This is a genomic window from Paraburkholderia bengalensis (assembly GCF_037126505.1).
In the GTDB taxonomy this organism is placed as follows: Bacteria; Pseudomonadota; Gammaproteobacteria; order Burkholderiales; family Burkholderiaceae; genus Paraburkholderia; species Paraburkholderia bengalensis.
In genome coordinates this window covers 63766-82590 of record NZ_JACFYJ010000021.1, presented here as the reverse complement: position 1 = coordinate 82590, position 18825 = coordinate 63766, and the positions used below count along the sequence as shown (strand labels likewise).

General features: G+C 59.4%; 20 protein-coding genes. 9 read left to right on the top strand and 11 right to left on the bottom strand.

Annotated elements, in window-relative coordinates; translation table 11 throughout:
- Positions 1 to 3 precede the first annotated feature (3 nt).
- From H3V53_RS15380 to H3V53_RS15365, 4 genes are all read left to right on the top strand, one after another.
- Positions 4 to 2424, top strand: coding sequence for an ATPase, T2SS/T4P/T4SS family (locus tag H3V53_RS15380; RefSeq protein WP_336598660.1), 2421 nt, complete (start codon positions 4 to 6; stop codon positions 2422 to 2424).
- Positions 2425 to 2795: 371 nt separating this feature from the next.
- A complete protein-coding gene (locus H3V53_RS15375; RefSeq protein ID WP_336598659.1) occupies positions 2796 to 3557 on the top strand; it encodes a type II secretion system protein in 762 nt (253 codons plus the stop codon).
- Between the two features lie 65 nt (positions 3558 to 3622).
- Positions 3623 to 4210 (top strand): hypothetical protein, encoded by a 588-nt coding sequence (locus tag H3V53_RS15370; protein WP_336598658.1) that lies wholly within the window; start codon positions 3623 to 3625, stop codon positions 4208 to 4210.
- A gap of 15 nt (positions 4211 to 4225) precedes the next feature.
- Positions 4226 to 5371, top strand: a complete 1146-nt coding sequence (locus H3V53_RS15365; RefSeq protein WP_336598657.1) for a hypothetical protein — start codon at positions 4226 to 4228, stop codon at positions 5369 to 5371.
- Positions 5372 to 6088: 717 nt separating this feature from the next.
- On the opposite strand, the gene H3V53_RS15360 is transcribed toward H3V53_RS15365, so the two are convergent.
- From H3V53_RS15360 to H3V53_RS15330, 7 genes are all read right to left on the bottom strand, one after another.
- On the bottom strand, positions 6089 to 7063 hold the full coding sequence (locus tag H3V53_RS15360) for a CAP domain-containing protein (RefSeq protein WP_336598656.1): 975 nt from the start codon (positions 7061 to 7063) through the stop codon (positions 6089 to 6091).
- A 198-nt stretch (positions 7064 to 7261) separates the two neighbouring features.
- Complete coding sequence (locus tag H3V53_RS15355; RefSeq protein ID WP_336598655.1) at positions 7262 to 7633, bottom strand: hypothetical protein; 372 nt, start codon at positions 7631 to 7633, stop codon at positions 7262 to 7264.
- Position 7634: 1 nt separating this feature from the next.
- The gene (locus H3V53_RS15350) at positions 7635 to 7805 is read right to left on the bottom strand and encodes a hypothetical protein (RefSeq protein ID WP_336598654.1); all 171 of its coding nucleotides are present in this window, start codon (positions 7803 to 7805) and stop codon (positions 7635 to 7637) included.
- A 13-nt stretch (positions 7806 to 7818) separates the two neighbouring features.
- Positions 7819 to 9003 (bottom strand): hypothetical protein, encoded by a 1185-nt coding sequence (locus tag H3V53_RS15345; RefSeq protein WP_336598653.1) that lies wholly within the window; start codon positions 9001 to 9003, stop codon positions 7819 to 7821.
- A gap of 66 nt (positions 9004 to 9069) precedes the next feature.
- Positions 9070 to 10404: a coiled-coil domain-containing protein gene (locus H3V53_RS15340; protein ID WP_336598652.1), complete on the bottom strand. Its 1335-nt coding sequence runs from the start codon at positions 10402 to 10404 to the stop codon at positions 9070 to 9072.
- Positions 10405 to 10544: 140 nt separating this feature from the next.
- The gene (locus H3V53_RS15335) at positions 10545 to 11024 is read right to left on the bottom strand and encodes a hypothetical protein (protein ID WP_336598651.1); all 480 of its coding nucleotides are present in this window, start codon (positions 11022 to 11024) and stop codon (positions 10545 to 10547) included.
- A gap of 216 nt (positions 11025 to 11240) precedes the next feature.
- A complete protein-coding gene (locus tag H3V53_RS15330; protein ID WP_336598650.1) occupies positions 11241 to 11915 on the bottom strand; it encodes a nuclease-related domain-containing protein in 675 nt (224 codons plus the stop codon).
- A gap of 388 nt (positions 11916 to 12303) precedes the next feature.
- On the opposite strand from H3V53_RS15330, the gene H3V53_RS15325 reads away from it, so the two are divergent.
- From H3V53_RS15325 to H3V53_RS15305, 5 genes are all read left to right on the top strand, one after another.
- On the top strand, positions 12304 to 12615 hold the full coding sequence (locus tag H3V53_RS15325; protein ID WP_336598649.1) for a hypothetical protein: 312 nt from the start codon (positions 12304 to 12306) through the stop codon (positions 12613 to 12615).
- 109 nt (positions 12616 to 12724) lie between these two features.
- Positions 12725 to 13159 carry a hypothetical protein gene (locus H3V53_RS15320; protein ID WP_336598648.1) on the top strand — a complete coding sequence of 145 codons (435 nt, stop codon included), beginning with the start codon at positions 12725 to 12727 and terminating at the stop codon, positions 13157 to 13159.
- Between the two features lie 11 nt (positions 13160 to 13170).
- Entirely contained in the window at positions 13171 to 13950 is a 780-nt protein-coding gene (locus H3V53_RS15315; protein ID WP_336598647.1) for a hypothetical protein, read from the top strand.
- A 267-nt stretch (positions 13951 to 14217) separates the two neighbouring features.
- Positions 14218 to 15300: a DUF7146 domain-containing protein gene (locus H3V53_RS15310; protein ID WP_336598646.1), complete on the top strand. Its 1083-nt coding sequence runs from the start codon at positions 14218 to 14220 to the stop codon at positions 15298 to 15300.
- A 104-nt stretch (positions 15301 to 15404) separates the two neighbouring features.
- Positions 15405 to 15626 carry a hypothetical protein gene (locus tag H3V53_RS15305; protein WP_028366960.1) on the top strand — a complete coding sequence of 74 codons (222 nt, stop codon included), beginning with the start codon at positions 15405 to 15407 and terminating at the stop codon, positions 15624 to 15626.
- 69 nt (positions 15627 to 15695) lie between these two features.
- Here the strand turns inward: H3V53_RS15305 and H3V53_RS15300 are convergent, their stop codons facing one another.
- The 4 genes from H3V53_RS15300 to H3V53_RS15285 all read right to left on the bottom strand — a co-directional run bounded on the left by H3V53_RS15300 (position 15696) and on the right by H3V53_RS15285 (position 17574).
- Positions 15696 to 15938, bottom strand: coding sequence for a hypothetical protein (locus tag H3V53_RS15300; protein ID WP_028366961.1), 243 nt, complete (start codon positions 15936 to 15938; stop codon positions 15696 to 15698).
- Complete coding sequence (locus tag H3V53_RS15295; RefSeq protein WP_336598645.1) at positions 15931 to 16083, bottom strand: hypothetical protein; 153 nt, start codon at positions 16081 to 16083, stop codon at positions 15931 to 15933. Before H3V53_RS15295 ends, H3V53_RS15300 begins: the two co-directional genes overlap by 8 nt.
- Before the next feature lie 88 nt (positions 16084 to 16171).
- On the bottom strand, positions 16172 to 16558 hold the full coding sequence (locus H3V53_RS15290; protein WP_336598644.1) for a hypothetical protein: 387 nt from the start codon (positions 16556 to 16558) through the stop codon (positions 16172 to 16174).
- Positions 16555 to 17574: a PRTRC system protein D gene (locus H3V53_RS15285; protein WP_336598643.1), complete on the bottom strand. Its 1020-nt coding sequence runs from the start codon at positions 17572 to 17574 to the stop codon at positions 16555 to 16557. Before H3V53_RS15285 ends, H3V53_RS15290 begins: the two co-directional genes overlap by 4 nt.
- Between the last annotated feature and the right edge of the window lie 1251 nt (positions 17575 to 18825).

The following is an 18825-nucleotide window of genomic DNA, read 5'->3' as shown; positions in this document are numbered from 1 at the left end:
GTAATGGGCATTTTTTCTGGAGTCGAACCGGACGAAGACCAGGCAGGTGGTGGCGGTTTCCTGAAACGTCTGCGCGGCGTGCGGCCCGCTTCATTTGTCGAGGGCGGCGGCTCAGCCACACGGGTAGCGCAGGAGCCAAGTTTCGTCAAAGGCACGAAGCAGCGTGCACAGGAGCCGACGCGCGCCATCAATCCGACGGTCTCGTTCCTCGGCCGCAAGCTGTCAGGCGACGACATCGAGGACGTCGAGAATTTCACTGAGTCTGTCGCGATGGAGGCGGCGCAGCACGTCGAGCGCGAGACGGCTCGCACAGCCGAGCCGACGGCGCGTGCGCAAACTGCACCGATGTCGCAGTCTGAAAGCGACCACGATCCCAGCGCTGGGAACGCGAGCGATGTTGTCAGCGGTCTCGGCGACCGTTATGCGGAAGGTGACAGGGCACTGCGCGAGCTGGAAGCCCTGCTTGCACAACAGACTCGCGCCGACGCCGGGACGAACGATGTGCCTGCGCGTCCTGTTTCGCCGCCAACGCCGACAGCGTCCAAGGCCGCGCCGGGCGCTGACACTGCGGACACTGAAGGAGCCGACCGGCCAGCAATTGCGGCGAGGGCGCCCGAGCCGGTGACTTCTGCGGCCCCGACCGAAGCAGAATCGGGCGCGCGTGGTTACGCGAGCCGCCCGCCCGCCAGCGCGCGCGTCGAGCGGACCGTAGAAACCTTGCCTCCTTCCGTCGATGACGACGATGACAGCGATCCTACAGGCGCGCTGAACGGTAGGCCGACGCTCGTCTCCGCAGAGGCGCTACCAGACTACAAGCGCGTCATCACGGGGGTTGATGCGGACTCGGTGCTCCGGGTATCGGCGGCCGTACGCAAAGAATTTGTTGCCGTAGAAATCCAGCCGGGCATTGCAATCGTTGCCACGACCGCACGATTTAGTGAGCGTGCGCAGTTCGCGACGTTCCTGAAAGACCTGGCGTCGCATGACCTGCTTGTGCAGGAAGAGATGATCGCGACGGAAGAGGTCATCGCGGCCATCTACGAGCGCAAGCGTGACGTTGCCATCAAGGGTGGGGAGCGCGAGGCATCACGCGCGATTGGTAACTTCCGTGACATTATCGAAGCTGCCCACGCGTACGGTGCGAGCGACGTCCACATCGAGCCACGAGATTTCCTGTCAGAAGTCGAAGTGCGCTTTCGGGTGAACGGTGACCTTTATACCTATCGGCGGCTGCCGAAAAACATGGTGCGCCGGGCGCTGTCTGCCGCCTACTCGGACCTCGTTCAAAAGAACACGAACTCGGGGAACTCATTCCAGCCGAGTGCGCCGCAGTCGGCCATGATTCCGCTGGTCCTCGGCAGGGACACGGTGAACCTGCGCTGGCAGTCCGCCTCGACGGTTGGCGGTTACGACGTTGGTTTGCGTCTGCTTGACGGCAACTTCAAGAACTACTCGGTGCTGATGCCTGACCAGATGGGGCTGTCGCCGAGCCAGCTTGCGCTGATCGAGACGCTGAATCATGTCAGCGGGGGCATTACGGTGCTCACCGGGGAGACAGGGTCGGGCAAGACCACGCTGCTGCGGGCACTTTCCTACATGCTTCCCGACCGCGAACTGAAAAAGCAGTTCGCCGTCAGTGAGCCGTCCGAATATCCGTTGCCGTGGTTATCCGAGATCTCGATCATCCGTCGGCCGGACGAGTCAGACGAGGAGGCGAGCCGCAAATATGCGGAAGTGATCCGGACGCTCATGCGGATGGATCCGGACGATGTGACGATCTCGGAAGTGCGTGACCGCGTCGTGATGGGCCTGGTGTCGGAACTGGCAATGACCGGGCACCCGGTCCGTTTCTCGCTGCATGCAGGCGACATCATTTCGGCGGTAATGCGGATGGCGGGTGGCCGGCTGCAGCTGCCGATCGACGAACTGGCCGCCGAGGGCTTCATCAACGCCGTCGGCAACCAGAAGCTCGTCCCGACGCTGTGCAACGACTGCAAGCTGCCCGCCGAAGAGGTGATGCCTCAGCGGGATCTTGAACTGCTGCGCTCGAAGTTTGGCCTCGATACATCGAAGATGGCTTGCCGGAATCATGCTGGATGCCCGACCTGTCGACTGGATGGCCTGTTTGCACGGGACGGCAAGGTCGCAGGCGGCACGATGCGACCGACGCTGGTCGCCGAGCTTTACCGTCCGACCGAAGAGTTCCGCGAGCGTATCGCCGCGCGCGACTGGCGTGGTGCGCGCGCCGTATGGCGCAAAGAGCGTACGACCAGCTTCGACAACGAAGACATGACCGGAAAGACGGTATATGAACACGCTCTTTTCAAGGCTTCGCGCGGCGAAATCGACCCACAATTCATCAACCGTTCGATGCAGTCGTTCGCGCAATATCGCGTGATGCCGGGTGCTGACGGGAAACTGTGACGAGGTCCGTGCGAAATGTTCAGTTCGTTGATTGCCATGCTTCCCGAAGCGACGCAGATGCGCCTTGCGCGCTGGCGCTTCCAGAGCGTGCGCGAATCCTTCTACAAGGAAACGCGCCTCGATATCGAAAAGAAAGGTCTGCGGGACGTCGAGACGCTGCGCGAGCGGCTCGAGACTTATGAGACGCGAAACAGGGCGCGCAACCGGATCGAGTGGAAGGTGTTCGCGCGCGTGCGCGACCGCCTGGTGAAGGGCGACTCTTTCTCCGCGGCGATACGACCGTATATTCCCGGCGATGAGTACACGCTGTTCGACATTGCCGGCGAATCGACGCAGAAAGACGCGGTGAACGAGGCTTCGAGCTGGCAGAGATGGCGGCCTTCGCAAAGCGCACGTTGTCTTCGCAGACGTCCCTGCAGCTTGCCTACCCGACGTTCCTGCTCGTCTATCTGTACGGCTTCTGCATGATGTTCGGCGGGGTGATTTATCCGCAGGTGGTCGAAATCAAGCCGCTCGAACAGTGGCCAGACTTCGGGCAGATGTTCTACCACATCGATACGTTCGCCTACGACTACTGGTGGATCTCCGCCTCGGTCGTCGCGAGCCTGATAGCAGGCTATTTCTGGACTCTCAAGCGCTGGGTCGGGCCGCTTCGAAACCGGTTCGACCGGTTCCCGCTGATGTGGCGCAACCGGCGCGACATGCGGGCTGCCTTGCTGATCGTCTCGCTGGCCGGCCTGTTCGAATCGAACCTGACGTTGCGTGCGGCGATCAACCGGATCGCCAAGAGCGCCGATCCGTGGATGCGCTGGCACCTCAACACAATGAGCAAGCGTCTCACGCAGCGGCCGGATCAACCGATGCGTGCCCTTGACACGGGCATCTTCTCGGAAATGATCGTTGACACGATCACCGATGCCGCAGGGCGCGACCAGTTCGAGGCGGCCATCAAGTCGCTTGGCCGCGAGTCACTCGCGCGTGTCGTCGAGGCGGTAAAGCGCAATGCGAGGCTGACGCATTACATGCTGCTCGGCTTCGCGGTCGTCGTGTTCATGACCGTCGGTATCGGATCGTATGTGGTGACAGGTGCCGTGAACATGAGTGGCGGCATTCCTTCGGCAGGATCGCAATAAATGCAGCTTCTATCGGATCGCGGCTGTTACGGCGCGGCATGTAAATAATCTTCGGGGAACATTCCATGCAACAGAAACAGGTGGCAAACCGGGCGCGTCTCATCAGGTTCGGGCGGCTCAAGAAGCAGTCCGGCGAACTGTCGCTGATCGAGGCCGGGGCATACATGGCGGGCGCGGCATTGCTCGCCATCGCCGTGATCAAAGGTAGCGCATACGTTTATACGACCATCAAGTCGTCGCAGTTCACCAGCGAAGCGCAGATGTTCCATACGGGCATTCTGAACGCGACGCAGAACGACGCGGATTTCGGGGCGGAGACGTTGACCACGCTCGCGACCAACCGCGCATTTGATGCGGCCGGTGCGCGGCTGGCATCCGACAAGTCGTCGTTGAAGGGCATCTTCAACCAGCCTGTGACCATTTCGATTGGTTCGCTCAGCACGGCCAACGACTCAATCATCATGTCGTATCAGGTGCCAGCCGCCGTGTGTGCGATGAGTGTCGCAGCGCTGACCAACACGTATTCACAGGTTGTCGTTGGGGCGACTACGCTGTCGGGCCCCACGACGACCTTCAGCAGTAGCGCGGCGGGCACGGCCTGTGAATCGGCGGGTGCCTACGCGACGTTCCAGCTTTACACGTCGCGCACCTAAGCGGGCCGGGCGTTCATGGGCAGCCTACTGGAAATGATGTTTGTGCTGCTTGGCGCAGCGATCCTGACGGTGCAGGGCATCAAGCAGGACGTCGCGCACAAGCGCGATACGATGCTGGCTGTCGAAGGCCAGAACGAAGCGACGCTCGTGACAGCCTACGATAGCTGGATCACCGATAACTTCGCATCACTCCTGTCGCAATACACCGCGTCAGGCAACAACGCCACGTTGACACCGCCAACGGTTGATCAGCTTAAGACGGCGGGCAATCTCAAGCAGGCGCATAGCATGGGCCCGTTCTGGGGCGGTGGTTATGCTGTGTCGATGACGATGGTGCCGGCGGGCTGCACGCAGGCGGCGGGCAATTGTCACGTCTCGTTTGCGCTGTATCCGACCCAGCCTCTGCTCAAGGGCGGTAAGGCAGACGTAGCGGGAGCCGCCCAGATCGCCGTGGCGGGGTCCAAACTCGCCGGAACAAGCCAGTTCGGATACTCGAATGCGCAGGCGCCGGGCACCATCACCGGCATCAACGGTTCATTTACCGCACCAAACCCGCTCGGATCTAAAGCCGCCTCGATCATGGCCACGAATGGTCCTGATTCGGACGGCAATTCGATCTATATCCGGCGCGACGGCAGCGTGACGTGGACGGGCGATCAGGACGTCAATAACGTCAGTCTGAAAAACGTTAACGACATCAAGGCGCAGACGATAGAGGCGAGTGGGGCGGTGACGGCAGCGAGTGTGACGGCAACGGGCGCGGTAAAGGGCAACGCAGTGACGTCGACCACCACACTCCAGGCAGGGAACATCGCTTCTCCCCGCAGTCCATGTTCGCCGAATGGCGTGATCGCGAACAACAGCGATGGGTCGGGACAGCAATTGACGTGTCAGTCAGGTATCTGGCTCCCAAATGGCGGGCGTGTCCTGCGCATGGGATACAACCCGGTTTCCGATGGCGGGATCGTTTGGAAACCGTCGTGTCCTGCAGGGGGGACTCCCATTGTGGAACTCACCCCCCAAAACTGGTACGTGAACCAGTCTGCCACCGTGAACTTCAACGCCTACGACAACGGTACCTATTGGATTGTCCGCATCACGGACGGGGCGAACGCGGGCATCACGGGGTTGGCCTACGCGGGAACATATTGCTCATATTAAGAAAGTAAAAAATGAAAAAGAAAGCTCCTCGAACGTCGATGCGGATTACGCTTCTTTGCTCGTTGCTCTCGGCAAACGTTGCGATGGCTGGTAATCCCGTCGTCTGCACATCCAATTACTACGATGCCACCTGCACTCCGCATCTGACTCGCGCCTACCAGACGCCTGGCAATTTATGTTCGACAGACCCGGGCTGGATAACGGTCACGCCGCCTCGTTGGATCGGCTCAAAGTTTAGTGATCCGCAGTGCAGCTATACGCCACCGCCGACTTGTCCGTCGGGATATGACCAGAATGGAGCGCCTTCGTGGAACGGTTCGTCGTGGGTTGGGCTTTCGTGTCAACCCAGCGCGCCTAAAGACCCAAGCAGCATGTGCAACGCACAAATTCCGGCTGTGTACACGGCGACGGGCTCATGGAATGTTTACGATCTCACAATCCCAATCAACGCACAGATCGCCGCACAGGCGGCTTCGGTCAACGGCATTCCAGCGTACACAAACGTTTTCACGCGTAGTTACGATGGGCCGACTTATTCGTTGCCCTGCTACGACAGAAACAACTACGGTGCGTCGTGCTACGTCAATGGCTCAAACGTAGTTGGAGTGATCATGTCGCAGGCTAGTAACGCCAGCAGCGGCCAGTGCAATCACTAAAAAAAAAAAGCGCCCCTATGGGCGCTCCTAAGGGCGCTTCTTTGCCGCTGTGATCAATCGGTCAGCCGATGATGTTGCCCGTGGTGAAAGAGAAGCTGCGCGAGAACGCTGTGCCGTTGATTGTTCCGGTAAGCGATACCGTGTAGGTGGTGTTCGGCAGCAACGGCGTTGCAGGATATGCAACTGCCTCGTACGCTAGGACCAGATGGTTCGGGTCCGTCGACGAATTCAGTAGCTGAAGCGTGGTGACCGTTCCAGACGTGTCAGTTACGGTCCCAGCGGTCAGAACTACCTTGTCGGTGACATTTCCTGCAACGGCGATCGGCGTACCCCAGTTGCCCGACGTGTTCGGGGGTGTCGGCGTTTCGCCGCCGCTGCTATACGCAACCCCAGTGACGCCCTGGCACGGATAAGTCAGCGGCATATTGCCCGGGATTGTTTGCTGATGCGCGAGCGTCATCGAGCCTTGAACTTCCGGGAACCCGTTGAACGAGGTTTCGTTTGTACCGATGCCGATAGCCGATGCGGGCCAAACACCGACACCGATGTGATACACACCGGACAGCCAGCCATAGACCAACTGCTGGCCGTACTGCGTTTCCGTCAGCTTCGCGTTCGTGTAATAACCCGCGCTTACGCCGCCGATGAACGAGTCGGAGTAGTTGAAATGTGCGGCACGGTCGACATACGTGACACCAATGAACCCAGGCTTGCCGGGAACCTCATCGTCGGTGATGGCGCCGCCGTTTTGACCCAGGTACTGCGCGTGCCCGACCGCCGCCTGATCGAGCAGGCTGTTGTCTTGAAGCGCTGGGAATCCGCACTGTTGGCGTTGCTGGTTCAACAGATTGAAAGCGGCGAGTTGGGCGCTGTCGGCTGCATACTGCGGCGTGGTCAAGTTACCCGCGGTCGGGCTGCTCGCGGGCGTCGAGGGTGCCGCGGCAGTGCTGCCGCCACCTCCACCACCGCCGCATGCGGCCAGAGCCATAGCTGCCGCGATCGAAACTGCCGTCAATGCGAGTTTGCTGCTTTTCATTCTTAGGTCCTCGTGTTTAATGTGGCCGCGCCCCCGCGCAACCTTGATTTCATCTTATCGAGCGCAGTCCAAAGTCAAGGCAGCGTCGGCCGAAACTTTCGAAGGCGCGAATACTTGCCTCAGATTTTGCGTGCGAAGGCATTGTAAAGAGCGGTAAGCGGTTGCGGCGAAGCGTCGTTGCGCAGGCGCAACCGTTTGCTACTGGCGTGCCGAGCGGTTCTTCCGTCGGTTTATGCGGATCGCAATAAAAAGCGCGGCCAGCACCGTGCCCGCGATCGCGGGTTGCTGTTTGCCGACCGTTGTGAGTAGCAGAGATCCTCCCCACGCCATAATGAGAAAGAACACCAGATGTTTGAACGCCTTGCTGTCAAGTACGCGCAACAATCGGGCGCCGGATCGTTGCTCACACCGCTTCGCATATTGTTCGTTGGCTGTTTCGAGGTCGAACGTCTCGGGCATCGCCTGACGCTCGACTCTGTAATGGCGCTCGTAGTGCGGGAAGCGAGAGTCGCCGCGGCCTCTGAGCCAGGCTGCGGCGCTGTCGCCAAAAAGATAAGCGAAGTCCTGCATATCAGTGCATCACGTCCGCGGTGAACTCCACCGCGCCGATCACGCCCGGAATGCATTGGCCGTCGGCTTCGGCGTGGAATTCGCCAGTTTCAATATCGCGCCAGCCGAACTGGACGCGGCCATCGTGCGAAAAGACCACTAACCCAATCTGAACCGCGAAATCGTGATGCATGGCGCGACCTCCCTTAATGTGATTGCTTGCGCTTGCTCACCTGACTCTTTGGCGAGAGAAGGTAGTTGCAGCCGGGGCAGCTAAAGTCTTTCGCGAGTTCGATCTTTCCTTCGCCGTTGGACAGGACATAATCGGTGCCGCAACCGCGACAGGCCGCCATCGTGAGGCGCGAGTCGAGCGCCATCGCTCGCGTCAGATGGTTTCCACGATCTGCGGTAATGACAAGACTCTTGCCAAACGTCTTGGCCATGATGTCGTTCGCCGCAATCAGCGCTTCGGGAATATTTCCGCCGTTGTCCAGGGCGCTGCGGTACAACCACACGTATGTCGTCGCCTGCAGCCGATGAACCGATTGTTCGACATACCAGGTCAGCGACGTCGGGTTGCATCCGCAGGGAGAGCTAACGCCGTGGATGTGCTTATAGGTGGCTCGGGCCTTGCCCGGATTGAGGTTGAAAAGATTTGTCGCAGTCGAGGCTCGGCAGCCTTGTGCCATCATCATTCGGGCGAAAACTTCCTTGTCGCTGCGTTCGAGCCGCAGATCCGTCCATGCGTTCTGATAAGGCAGCGATGCGGTCCGGACGGGCGACGTGTGCATCAGGTAGTGCGCAACGGTCTCTTCGGTAAGCCAGCCAGCGCCAAATTCCATCCAGAAATTCGCGTCGTGGAAACGCCACCGGAACAACGGGAACTTGATTGCGCCGATCGCGTTGTCGAGTCGCGCCATCGGCAGCCCTTTGAGATACGACGCAAGTTCCCGGGAAATGCCGAGCAGTGGGATCGCGGCGACATTCATGTGCAACACGTCCTTGAGCAGCTGGACGTACGCCTGATTGTAGTGATAGATGTCGCGGCCAGTGATTTGATCCACCCGCGGCATCTCTTTGGTTAGCCTCTCGACGTTGAGTGAGTCCATTGCGCCGTCGACGAAAGTTTCCCAGTCGCGTGGGTCTTCAAGCACCGGAGCAAGCGCGACAAACGGGAGATTCATCAGCGTTGCCTTCGCGGCGGCATGCTGCCGGAAGGTGTCCATGTTGGCGAGCGAGACACCAAAGATGCTTTCGAGCTCGGAATGTCCGGCGAGCGCGAGGAACATGAAGTCGGTAAGCGAAAAGTTCGTACGTTGGATCTTTTCGGCCAACCACGGGGTAAGCAGTACGTTGCGTGCTTCGGTGCTGAGTGCTTTATCAGTAGACATTTTTGTTCATTCTTCTTGTTGATCCAGCGCCCGGCCTAGGGCGCCATTCGCTATCGCATCGGTCTATTACCGTTGCAACGCCGCTTCGATTTCGGCGACATACTTGCGCAGCTGCGCAGCCAGGGCCTCGAGCGCGGGGTCGTACTGCTTCGGATCCGAGGATGCCAGCACAGCCAGTTGGAACGAGCTCATCTTGCCGCTGACGTCCTCCCAGGCGGCGGTCAGCGCTTCAAGAGAACTGTGCACTGCCTTGTTGGCAATCAGTTCGGCTTGCTGACGCCTGAGTTCCGCCTCGATGGTGACCTGTTCGTCTTTGAGAGCCTGCGTCCTGCTCTTTGCCTCTTCGAGTTCCTCGAGCGCTGCCATCACCGCTTGCTTGGTTGTTTGATAGCCCGCGGGAAGCGTTTCAACGGGAACTTCGACCTTTTCCACTTTCGCTGGCGCATTCTGGGCAGCCAGGAGTTGCTGCGAAAGCTCCTCGAGCTTTCTGTTTTTGGCAGCCAGTTCCTGCTCCATCGCCGGATAGCCGGAAGTGCGCTCGGTCAATGCGGTGCGAAGGTTGGCGATGCTGCTTTCTTTTTCGGCAAGATGACGCTCGTAAGTGGCAAGCTGCTCCTTGAGATGCTGGCTCTCGCGGTCAGTGACCTCAAGTTGCGTCTTGTGGTTCTCAAGTATTTCGTGGATGTTCTCCAGTTCGCGGGTGACGTCTTCGACCTGCTCGTCCTTCATCTGCAGTTCTCGCAGCAGCCTTTCGACGTCATCCCGTGTCATCTTCTTGCTGGGGTCCTTAAGCTCTTCGGCTTCCCGTTTCTTGAGCTTGATGGCGTCGATCTGCTCGTCCGTAACGTCTTTGGCGGCTAGCAGGTTCAGTTCCCCATAGCTGAAGATACGGATCGCTTCAGCATCATCCGCAAAGCGTTGGTGGCAGCGAATGTAGCCACGAGCGCTGGGCTGTGTGATACCCAGCACCGCCTTGAAGAATTCAAAGCAGAGTTGCGCTGCCTTCCGGCGCGCAGTGAGTGTGTCACCGACCTTACCGGTGTGATGAGTGATGGCCATGTTGACCATTTGCTGAAGGTTGCCGCCGAGGATGATCAGTTCCTGAACGATCTTCGCTTTTGACTCTGCAACCGAGAGCGTGTGCTCAACGAGCTTCGCGATGAAGTCGCTGCCTTCGGGTCCCGTGCCAAAGATCTCGCGCGCGGCCGCCGCGATCCTGTCGCGCGTCACCGCGTTCGGGTCTTGCACACTGAAGACAAACTCAGTCATCGGATCGAACGGGACCAGATCCGCGGATGAGGCCGCGTCATCGTCCTGGTACGTGTCTTTCGGAACCATCCTGTGAACTGGCGCCCGGCTCGAAAGCCTCAGGTCAGTTCTGGACGTCTTGCCATTTTGCATTCTTCTCTCCAGAAGTTGAAATGACGACCACCCTCGTTGTCGTCGTTGAAAGGAGCTTTCGCCCTAAATCGAAGCGTTGCTTCGCTAACCCACTTACTTATGCTGATCGCTCGGATCCGGTTGCCCGGCCCTTGCCGCTGTTACGACGCGTCACGTCCGTCCTCTCGGTGACTCTCCGTGAGGGACCGGAAGAGGGCCATCAATTCTTGGCGCGTCATGTCGGGGTTTTCCGCCTTTGCACGAACAATTGCGTCGATATGGTCCGCACTGACATTCCTTCCGGCGAGAGCGGAAAGCACTCCATACGTCAGATGCCGTGTGGCCGCCGGGTTGTCGCCGAACTTTTGATAGCAACGGATATATGCTCTGGCGCTCGGCGTTGAAACGCCCATCGTTTCGCGAATAAACCGGTAACAGAGCGAGACGGCTGCTCGTCTATTGGCCGGCGTATCACCAAGCCGGCCAACATGCACTTCGATGGACTTCTCCATCAGTTGCTGCATTTTTTCGCCAAGACGCACCAATTGCTCAGCTTTCGTAGGGAGCGACTGGCGGTCCGCCTCGCATGCCTTGAGCAGTGCACTGATGGCCTTGAATTCGTCGTCGTTTGCTGCGCTCATAAACCACCCCGTTAATGCAATTTGTAAGAGAGAGTAACGCGTTGAATTCGCGCCCAACCCGGGAAAGACGACGTTTTCGCACCGTCTTTTGTAGAAGCGGGGGGCATCCGCTCTCCGTTTTAAGGGAACCGAAGACATACATAACGGTCACGTTTCGGAAACATTTAGTCACATCTGAGAGCAATCGCTCTATTGCTGAAAGTGAAACGGTAAGTTTTACCTCGCTACCCGGGCGAGGTGCGCTTCCATAGCAGCAGGCGACCTTTCGATCAGAACCGCAATTCCCTGAGTGGCCTTCTGCACGTCGACGGATTGCATCCCCGCGTAGCTGTCGCGTCGCGCGCGCAGCCAGTGCGGCAGGTCGCTGAGAGACAGAAGGTCGGAATGGAGCGCGGGGCTGAGATGTGCATCGTCAGAAACGAGCAAACCGGCACCGGCGACGGGCCACAGGGAGGGAAGGCGGCGGCGGAAAAACGCGACCTTCGTCCGGTTCTGCTCCAGCGGCGATCGGCGGTCCTCTGCCTTGCCGTCGCGATCTGTCCTCGTCAGGAAGCCGGGAACCGAGGCAGGACTGATATAGCCCGACCAGTTCTTGGTCTCGAACACGAAGATGCCGAACGGGGTAACGGCGAGGTGATCAATCTCGGCGGTTGGGAAGTCCGCGCCAGGCGCGTGTTCAACAATGATCGGCCCGTTGAAAAGATGGTAGTCAGCGCCGCAGATAGCGGTCAGGCTGTTACGCAACGCGGCCTGCGCTTTCGCTTCGCCTGCTTCTCCGAGCACCGAACTGCGGTCCGTGGGCTTTCGCCGGAACAGGCGGCCAAACGATGGACGTTTTTTTCGAGTGACGATTTGCCACGCGGCGACTCCCAGAAGAATCTGAATAAACATTGCTGCCCCATGCGTTGATGATGAGTTCAGCTTGACACGTCTATTTCGAAGTCAAGGGAGCGAAAGACGCCAGATTCGTATTGCAAAGGCGAAAGCACACCTGTTTTCTAAAGCTTTTCCGTCGCCAGGTCGACTGGCGATGCGTAAAGTCACTCCTATCCCCGCGTCCTGGACGCATCGACTCGAGTTTGTTGGCCGTGTGACGTAATGCGGCCGCGCTCTATCCCCTGTTCGCTTCCGCCGATAGCTGCTTTTGTCACGTCTTGACCGAGCCGTGAGGAAAGCGTCTCTCCGCGCGCCCGTTTTCCCTGCTCACAAGAGCATCGAAACGGTCCAGTGCCTTCCAGCCTGGACATCCCCTAGTGCGTCAATTTTTCTGGAGAGAAAAATGCCGAAGCAGTTCTTGATGAAGGCGACTCGTTCGCCCATGTCGTTTCTCGCTGTGTGCTTTGCGCTTTGGCTCGCGGCACATTCATTCTTCGCCGCACTTTTTGTCGGCTTCCTCGCGATTAAATGGATCAGATCGGCGATCCGCGACGCATTGAAAGACGAGAAAGAGACGAGCGATACAACACCGGCAACGCCGACGACTGCCAAGCCTCAGGCCGAAGCGGTGCCGACGGCGGCTGTAACACCTATCAAACGACACTACGCGAAGTCGCCTGTCGTTGTTCCTCTTAAGACCGGCACCGACGAATAGTCGAGTCGCCTCAACAGCAAGGACGCCCTCCGGGGCGTCCTTGCAATTCACCCCAACGGGAACCCTTCCCGTTGCGGGGCATGGGTTTCCCGCTTTTCGGAGAAATCCCATGGAAACAGAAATCACGGCATGGCAACTCGATATGTTCGGCGGCGAATTGCCGGTGGTTGTCAGAGCACCCATCAAGCCTGATCCGTTGCCCGATCCACAGTTCTGGAGCGAAGCGGTGCGCGAGAAGATGGTCGATGCACTGGTAAACCTTGCGAGGGACAGCCGTCGGGGCGACAACATGCCTGAGTCATTGGCGGACTGTTGTGCGCTGTTCGGCGAGAGAATTCGAAACTGTAAGAAGATCGAGTTGGCGGACTATCGCGCAACCCTTGGCTGGGTGATGGAATTCTGGGACGGCGCCCTGCCGTACCGTTACGTGTGTGAGGTCAGTGGTTACCCCGCCGATGCCCTGCAGAACATCATCATGGAAAATCCGCTGCTCAGGCGGGACATGGAAGATGTTCGTCGTAGCTGCTTCGGCTCCTTGCTGTAGGAGAGCCGGAGATGACAGCAACGACATTCGGCAAAGTCCTGAGCGGACTCTTTGGCCTTCGGGAGCCAGTAGCAGCGCCGGCAGCTCCCGCACCGGTAGTGGTAGGGCAAGGGGGCCGCAACGAGCGTCAGGTGGTTATCGCAGGCGAGGCGCGGCTGTTCCGCGACGAAGGCGATGTAGTCGTTCAGTTTCGCCCGGCCTTCGATTACCAGCTGCGCGACACGCCTGTCGGCATGAAGCTCGTACCGTCACTCGAACCTCACTGGGCCGTCGTTGACGAACATCCCGGCCCGCTGACGGAGGCGATCGCTGCGGCGATCAAGGCGGCGGCTTCGCCGGTCGTCCGGGAGCGTGAGGCCGCAGAGGCAGAGCGTGCCCGTGCACCTGTGCAAGTCAAGCCAGCTACCACGCCGGTCGTGATCGAGAATGCGGCGCCAGCGTTGGCGTCGTCCGCGAAAGCGTCGGAGCCGCATCGCACGGAGCGTCCGCATTACGGCGTCGTAAAAGAGTGGGGCGAGCGCGAGTTCCCCGATGGAAAGCGTCCCGGCAAGACCTACGAGTCGTTCTGCCTGACGCTGGAGAACCGTGGGCAGACCCGCCTGTTGCAGGGCGAAGGCCTGCGTGACGCAATCGCCGAGACGCACTGCCGCCTTGGTGATCGCGTCGAAGTCCGGCGACTCGGCAAGACGAAGGTGCCCGCAGTCAATTCGCGCGGGGAGCCGATTCTTGACGGAACGGGCGCTCAGGTCCTGTGGGACAAGTGGCTGTGGTCTATCAAAAAGAAGTCGTGATGGACATTCAGAACATCTGATCCCGAACTCTCTCACCTTTATTCCTGGCTCTGCTCACCTTCGCTGCCTTGACCATCCCTCACGGGTGGCTGGGCGCGAAGTGTGGGTTTTCTTTCCTCGCATTTGTCAGTACTCCAACCGGCAGCGCCCGTCCTTGCTGAGAAAAGCCGTTCCGCGTGGCTTACGCGTAACCGACGGCTTTTCTGAACAACGGTTTCACCGCCTGTAAAGGCATCGACCTCAACCACACCACTACTGGAGTGACATATGAATGTTAAGGACCTGAAGCTGTCCCCGGAACAGTGGGTAGCGTTGCTCCAGAAGTACGGAGTGCCCGCAACCTCACTCACCGGAAAAGGCGCGCCTTGTCCGATCTGCGGCGGTAACGACCGCTTCACTTATGACAACAAGCGCGGCCGCGGCGACTGGGTGTGCCGCAAGTGCGACGAAGGAAGCATGAAGGCCGGAGACGGCTTCGAGCTGATCTGCAAGGCAGCGGGGATCACTTTTCGAGAGCTGATGCTTGAGCTCGAGGGCGCTCCGCTGACGGCGCACGATACGCCGCGATTTACTGGTACTGCGCCTTCGCCCGGTCGAAAGGCCGATCCGGCATGGGCCCGAAAGCGGCTGGAGTCAATGTGGAGCAGCGCCGTGGTGCACGGACACGACGATCTCGTGTCGAGGTATCTACGTGCGAGAGTGCCCGGTCTTGACCTTCCGTCGTCCCCGGCGCTCCGTCTGGCAATGCTCGAATATCGGCACGAGAAAAAGGTCATTGGAAAGTGGCCCGGCATTCTCGCCAGATTCACGCTGCCTGATGGACGCCTCGGCACGCTTCACCGGACGTTCCTTGATCGGTCTAAGCCTGCGAAGGCAACGATCATCACTAATGATGGCGAAGTCCTGCCTTCAAAGATGAATGACGTGACGCTGCATAAACTCAACGGCGGCGCAGTCCGGCTGATGGAGCCGGTCAACGGCGAGATCGGCGTGGGAGAAGGGCTGGAATCGGTGCTCGGCGCGCACATGCTTTTCGGCGTGCCGGTGTGGTACTGCCTCAACCGTGTGCTGCTTTCTGACTTCGTTGTTCCTGAAGGCTACGGAATTCGCGTAGTGCACATCTTCGCGGATTTTGATGCGATTGATCCGAAGACGCGAAAGTCTCCCGGGATGGCTGATGCGCTGGCGCTTGCGAAACGGCTTCGCGCCGACGGCTATACCGCCATCGTTCACCGCCCGAAGGTTCGCGGGACCGACTTCGCGGACGAATGGATGACGTCATGTAACAAGCCTCGCGGTCCAGCCGTCCCTGTGCGGCTGGGCAGCACGCGCGAGGCGCTGCACATCTGATTGACAGCGGCTTTGTCCGTTCAGTAGTTGTTCTTAACCGCCCGGTGGGGATTCGTCCCCGCCGGGGCCGTCAATCCGTCTGGGCCTATCTCATGGAGAGAAGCATGTTCAAGATGATTGTTGGCCGGTTTGAGATTGTCGCTACTTCGGGTGTTGAAAACGGTTCGGTGCGCGTCGGCAAGTCGCAGGCGAAGGCTTACGATGTGATCGACCGGCGTCAGGCGGTGAATACGAAACCCGAAAAGGTCGGCCTGGATCTGGATGACGCGTGGTTCTATTGCGTTCGCCATCAGGGTCGAGCTCACGCTATTGCCTTGTTGCATTGACTCAACCCCATAAAGACAAACCCGGCCAATGGCCGGGTTTTTTTTCGACTGTACGGACCGCTCGTCCTTCTATCGCCACCACCAGGGCCGCGTCTTGACCCGGATGACCGTGCGCAGAAGGTAGTACATCATGATAAGGAATGGGCGAAGAATCCCGATCGCCCAAAGAAAGGCGGTGCCGCAGATGAAAAACACCCACACCGTGACATCGCAGGTCGGAAAGAGCAGGTCGATAAACATCAATCCAGCAAGGCCGGCGGCGATAACCGCGCGCCGTGCGAGCGGATCGAGAGCCCAGAATTTTTCAAGCATGGTCGCGATCCTTTCGAAGCCACGACAGCGCCGCGCTGCGGAGGTGATACGCCGATTCCCACAGGGCAACAACGACTGCGACGAGGAGCCAAAAGCGCGCGGCCCGAGTCCAGTCCACGTTGGTGAGTATGTGCAGGAGATCCATCGTTTCTACTCCGTTAGTGAAGCCCTCTATTGCGGGCCGATGACCTATCTTCGCAAATGTGGCGTGAAGTCAAGGACATCGGCCGCGACTAGAAGTCGGCGAACTGGTCGGCGATAGCGTCCGTGTTAAAACGCCGTGTGCCGTTGATCCCCGGCTCCGCAGCGTGCGACTCGAGCGGTTCTGACGCCGTGGCCGGGGCAGCATCGACAGAGAAGATCGGTGTGGGATCGCTCTTAACCATATCTGCGGCCTCTGTTTTCGGCTGGGGCGCCGCCGGTTCCGTCATGCGCATGACCGGCTCGACGGAAACGCCGGATGCAAGACGTTTCGCGTTCCCCTCGTTGAGCGCCGCTCGCGCGAGCGCCCTGAGTGCGCCCGCGCGCATGCGCTCATTGTCGAACTGTTTGATGAAGGCGAAAAGATCAGGGTCCGTCGCTTCATTGAGCGTGACTTTGACCACGGCCTTTCCAATCATGCAGCGGCTCCCACCTGTTTGCGTTCGCGAGCAAGCGTTGCCTCACCAACGATCAGGAAGCCCTTTGCGTTGGCATAGCAGGGAGCATCGAGCACGTCGAGTTGGACGCGCGGAAACGCGGCGCGTATCGAGGGTTCGTAAAGAGCTGCGCCACCACCGGTGAGGACGATCGAGCGTAAGTCCGCAGTCCGGCCGACACGGTTTTGCATTTCCTTGACCGTTGCGTTGATGATGGCCTGCGACTGTTCCAGATAGGGGCTAAGGTCAACATCCTTCCCGTAGAACAGGAGCGGCTTTTTCTCGCGCAGGCATTTGTCGATCCGTTCAATGTCATCGACCGGTTCCTTCTCGGTCTTTGCGATCAGCGACGCAATGCTCTTGTAGACCTGAGACGCACCGCCTGGAGCGCCGCCGCTGCGGCGGTCATTCATCGTGAAGCCGTGAGCGACCACCCAGTCAGTCGTGAAATAGCCTACATCAATAACCAGATGGGCGTTTTCGCGGTCGAAGCGGCTACCGCCGTACTCGGAGAACGATACGAGTGATCCCAGGGGTTGCGGCACTACCTTTACGGAGTGAACACGGATATCGCCGTGGCCAAAGTTGAGCGTCCCGGTGAACGCATCGCGCAGATGCGCCGAATATTTGTTGATGGTGTGAACGGGCAGCCCCAGCACCATGCGGTCGACCTCGGTGACGCCCGCAAACTGGAGAGATCCCCCGAGTAGCGCTGCATAGTTCGACGTGAGGCAGAAGTCTTCCGATAGCGTTCGACCTGCATTGCCGTACGCGGAGGACAGTTCAACGCCTGGGCCAATCTCGTATGTCGCGCCGTCCACTTCGATCGGCAATACCTTGCGCGCATGTAGCACGCCTTGTCCATAGCTAGAAACCGCTTCGCTCACCGCAATCGGCGTCACCGAGGGAAACATTTGGGTGGCAATGTCCGACCCCAGGCGGAATGCGCTTTTCGTATTGCCGTATCCGACGTCGACTGCAAATACCGATACCTTCATTGGGCTCTCTCCAGAGTTGTCTATCAGTGTTCACTGCGCGTTCGGCCCCAGCAGGGGCCAAGTACGGGCCAAAGATCGTTGTCGCAATGACGGCTTCTGCTCTTGGTCCCTGCTGGGGCCAAGTACGGGCCGAAGGATCCCTGCCGCAATGACGTCTTCTGCTCTTGGGGCCGAGTTGGGGCCAACGTTGGCCCCAAGACCGCGAGTGACGTTCCAACTCTATCGGCTAGGGAGCGAAGTCAAGGAAGCTAAAGCTCGCAACATTTAGGGAGCTTTAGCAATTCCGGGAGCGGCGAGCGCAGCTATTCTCTTGGTTACCCACCGCGCGGATAGCGCATCGACCTCCGAGTTTCACCATTGAAGGGATCGCTTTGCCTGGCGAAAACCCTTCCTGTCACAGGCCGCATTCTGACGCGGCCTTTTTCTGAATCAAATCAAGTGCACCATGGTCCACACTGAGGACCCCGGACACGCGATATCCATTGGGTTAGCGGGCGGTTTTGCCCAGATTTGCGCGATGAGACGACGTGTAAAGCGGACAGTCGGACACTACCGACACTGCGCGCGACGACTCAGAGACGTATGGACGCACCCTTTCAGCACACGAAGCTGGGACTCGTTACATGAAGCCCGACCTACTACAGCGGCAGATTGAACAGTCTTGGGGGTGGGGGTATGTGCACGCCAGTTGAGGCGAGCATGTCCCTGTACGGAAGACGAACGGCGGGCGCGGCCGGAGAAAGAACTGCGCAAAAAGTATTGCCGGGCATTTGGCCAAAGTCGTGCGAGTCGATAGACAGACGCACACGGGCACGCGAAGCGTGTCACAGGCCGGCACGGTAGCCAGAGCAGTCGGCGGAGTCGGGATCGCGGAGCGAAAGAGCGCTGCGGCCCGACCTGCGAGACAGCGGACCCGATCAACGACGATGGACTCTGCAAAGGCAGATCCGATGCGGTGATGGCAGGGAAAGCAGGTATCGCAGGCAGGCATCGCGCGTGAGCGCGGCGTCTCGCAGCAGGCAGCAGATGGACAGTCGATGCACGTTTCTTCCACGTGCGGGGCTGATCGAATGGAATCGCTAAAGGACAGGAAGGCAGTACCCGGCGGGGAACGCAACGCGCAGCGCGGTCAGGTTGATGCAGGGGATAGGCTTCCGACGTCCCGCCCGCAGTGCGAACGACGACGGCCGTGAAAAGCGGTCAGGTTGAAAATGTATCCGGCGCCGCGGCGTGCGGACAGGCTGTGCAACG

Excerpts from the sequence above, each read along its gene's own strand:
- H3V53_RS15380 (WP_336598660.1), top strand. The coding sequence starts at position 4 with ATGGGCATTTTTTCTGGAGTCGAACCGGACGAAGACCAGGCAGGTGGT.
- H3V53_RS15375 (WP_336598659.1), top strand. The coding sequence starts at position 2,796 with ATGGCGGCCTTCGCAAAGCGCACGTTGTCTTCGCAGACGTCCCTGCAG.
- H3V53_RS15370 (WP_336598658.1), top strand. The coding sequence starts at position 3,623 with ATGCAACAGAAACAGGTGGCAAACCGGGCGCGTCTCATCAGGTTCGGG.
- H3V53_RS15365 (WP_336598657.1), top strand. The coding sequence starts at position 4,226 with ATGGGCAGCCTACTGGAAATGATGTTTGTGCTGCTTGGCGCAGCGATC.
- H3V53_RS15360 (WP_336598656.1), bottom strand. The coding sequence starts at position 7,063 with ATGAAAAGCAGCAAACTCGCATTGACGGCAGTTTCGATCGCGGCAGCT.
- H3V53_RS15355 (WP_336598655.1), bottom strand. The coding sequence starts at position 7,633 with ATGCAGGACTTCGCTTATCTTTTTGGCGACAGCGCCGCAGCCTGGCTC.
- H3V53_RS15350 (WP_336598654.1), bottom strand. The coding sequence starts at position 7,805 with ATGCATCACGATTTCGCGGTTCAGATTGGGTTAGTGGTCTTTTCGCAC.
- H3V53_RS15345 (WP_336598653.1), bottom strand. The coding sequence starts at position 9,003 with ATGTCTACTGATAAAGCACTCAGCACCGAAGCACGCAACGTACTGCTT.
- H3V53_RS15340 (WP_336598652.1), bottom strand. The coding sequence starts at position 10,404 with ATGCAAAATGGCAAGACGTCCAGAACTGACCTGAGGCTTTCGAGCCGG.
- H3V53_RS15335 (WP_336598651.1), bottom strand. The coding sequence starts at position 11,024 with ATGAGCGCAGCAAACGACGACGAATTCAAGGCCATCAGTGCACTGCTC.
- H3V53_RS15330 (WP_336598650.1), bottom strand. The coding sequence starts at position 11,915 with ATGTTTATTCAGATTCTTCTGGGAGTCGCCGCGTGGCAAATCGTCACT.
- H3V53_RS15325 (WP_336598649.1), top strand. The coding sequence starts at position 12,304 with ATGCCGAAGCAGTTCTTGATGAAGGCGACTCGTTCGCCCATGTCGTTT.
- H3V53_RS15320 (WP_336598648.1), top strand. The coding sequence starts at position 12,725 with ATGGAAACAGAAATCACGGCATGGCAACTCGATATGTTCGGCGGCGAA.
- H3V53_RS15315 (WP_336598647.1), top strand. The coding sequence starts at position 13,171 with ATGACAGCAACGACATTCGGCAAAGTCCTGAGCGGACTCTTTGGCCTT.
- H3V53_RS15310 (WP_336598646.1), top strand. The coding sequence starts at position 14,218 with ATGAATGTTAAGGACCTGAAGCTGTCCCCGGAACAGTGGGTAGCGTTG.
- H3V53_RS15305 (WP_028366960.1), top strand. The coding sequence starts at position 15,405 with ATGTTCAAGATGATTGTTGGCCGGTTTGAGATTGTCGCTACTTCGGGT.
- H3V53_RS15300 (WP_028366961.1), bottom strand. The coding sequence starts at position 15,938 with ATGCTTGAAAAATTCTGGGCTCTCGATCCGCTCGCACGGCGCGCGGTT.
- H3V53_RS15295 (WP_336598645.1), bottom strand. The coding sequence starts at position 16,083 with ATGGATCTCCTGCACATACTCACCAACGTGGACTGGACTCGGGCCGCG.
- H3V53_RS15290 (WP_336598644.1), bottom strand. The coding sequence starts at position 16,558 with ATGATTGGAAAGGCCGTGGTCAAAGTCACGCTCAATGAAGCGACGGAC.
- H3V53_RS15285 (WP_336598643.1), bottom strand. The coding sequence starts at position 17,574 with ATGAAGGTATCGGTATTTGCAGTCGACGTCGGATACGGCAATACGAAA.